This window comes from Acidovorax sp. FJL06, from assembly GCF_003852545.1.
Classification (GTDB): Bacteria; Pseudomonadota; Gammaproteobacteria; order Burkholderiales; family Burkholderiaceae_C; genus Acidovorax.
This window is the reverse complement of the sequence record NZ_QAJR01000022.1, coordinates 1-1490: the sequence shown is the minus strand read 5'-3', so window position 1 is coordinate 1490 and position 1490 is coordinate 1. Positions and strand designations below refer to the sequence as shown.

Below are 1490 nucleotides of genomic sequence, written 5' to 3'. Positions count from 1 at the left end.
GCCCGTGGCCCTGCAGGCCATGGCCGAGAGCGATGAGTTCGACGCGCTGATCGCGCTGGGCTGCATCATCCGTGGCGAGACCTACCACTTCGAGCTGGTGGCCAACGAATCCGGCGCGGGCGTCACCCGCCTGGCGCTGGACTACCAGATCCCCATTGCCAACGCCATCATCACCACCGAGAACCTCGAACAGGCGATTGCCCGCCAGACCGAGAAGGGCACCGATGCGGCCCGCGTGGCAGTGGAAATGGCCAACCTGCTGGACGAGCTGTCATGAGCGAAAACACCCCCACCACGCCCTCTGCGCCCCGCCCCCCCAAGCAGGCCCGCACCGGCCTCAAGAGCACGGGCACACGCAAGGCGGCCTCCAAATCCAACCGCAGCCGCGCACGCGAGTTCGCGCTGCAGGCCCTGTACCAGCACCTGGTCGGCGGCAACGACGCCCATGCCATCGATGCGTTCACGCGCGACCTGGCGGGCTTCCACAAGGCCGACTCGGCCCACTATGACGCGCTGCTGCACGGCTGCATTGCCACGGCGGGCGAGATGGACCTGCTCATCACCCCGCTGCTGGACCGCAAGATGGCCGAGATCTCGCCCATCGAGCACGCGACCATGTGGATCGGTGTGTACGAGTTCCAGCACTGCCTCGATGTGCCCTGGCGCGTGGTGCTCAACGAGTGCATCGAGCTGGCCAAGGAGTTTGGCGGCACCGACGGCCACAAGTACGTGAACGCCGTGCTCAACGGCCTGGCGCCCAAGTTGCGCGCCATGGAAGTGGCGGCCGACAAGGCTGCGGGCGCGGGCGCCGCCTGACCCCGCCGCAGCCCCGCCAGCGCGGCCGGGGCTGTTTTGCTTCTTTTTTCCCCTTCTCTTCCACGCCCCACGCCCGGTCTGGGCAGGATGCCTTTCCATGAAGTTTTCCACGCGCGCCGAGCGCATCGAACCGTTCTACGTGATGGAAGTGGCCAAGGCCGCGCAGGCNNCCTGGCCCGCGAGGTGGCCGGCACGCGCGAGCCGATGATTTTCTTGAACATCGGCGAGCCGGACTTCACCGCCCCGCCCCTGGTGCAGGAAGCCGCCGCACGCGCCGTGCACAGCGGCGCCACGCAGTACACCAACGCGCTGGGGCTGGATGCGCTGCGCGAGCGCATCAGCGGCTGGTACCAGAGCCGCTTTGGCGTCAACGTGCCTGCACGCCGCATCGTGGTGACGGCGGGCGCCTCGGCCGCGCTGCAGCTCGCGTGCCTGGCGCTGATCGAGTCGGGCGACGAGATCCTCATGCCCGACCCCAGCTACCCCTGCAACCGCCACTTCGTGAGCGCCGCAGAGGGCAAGGCCGTGCTGCTGCCCACCACGGCGGCCGAGCGTTACCAGCTGAGCGCCGAGAAAGTGCGCGCTGCCTGGACAGACAAGACGCGGGGTGTTTTGCTCGCATCACCGTCGAACCCCACGGGCACCTCGATCGCGCCCGACGAGCTGCGCCGCAT

Annotated in this window: 2 protein-coding genes and 1 pseudogene; all 3 read left to right on the top strand. The window is 68.5% G+C overall.

The window, feature by feature from the left end:
• Window positions 1-277, top strand: a 277-nt coding sequence (gene ribH / locus DBV10_RS23130) for a 6,7-dimethyl-8-ribityllumazine synthase (RefSeq protein WP_233589915.1), incomplete at its 5' end; no start/stop codon positions are given.
• Window positions 274-816 carry a transcription antitermination factor NusB gene (nusB, locus tag DBV10_RS13675; protein ID WP_124514176.1) on the top strand — a complete coding sequence of 181 codons (543 nt, stop codon included), beginning with the start codon at window positions 274-276 and terminating at the stop codon, window positions 814-816. The genes ribH and nusB, both read left to right, overlap by 4 nt.
• A 97-nt stretch (window positions 817-913) precedes the next feature.
• Window positions 914-1490, top strand: a pseudogene (locus DBV10_RS13670) (aminotransferase class I/II-fold pyridoxal phosphate-dependent enzyme); the annotation flags it as partial.

Coding starts and splice junctions, on each gene's coding strand:
- nusB (WP_124514176.1), top strand. CDS start 274: ATGAGCGAAAACACCCCCACCACGCCCTCTGCGCCCCGCCCCCCCAAG.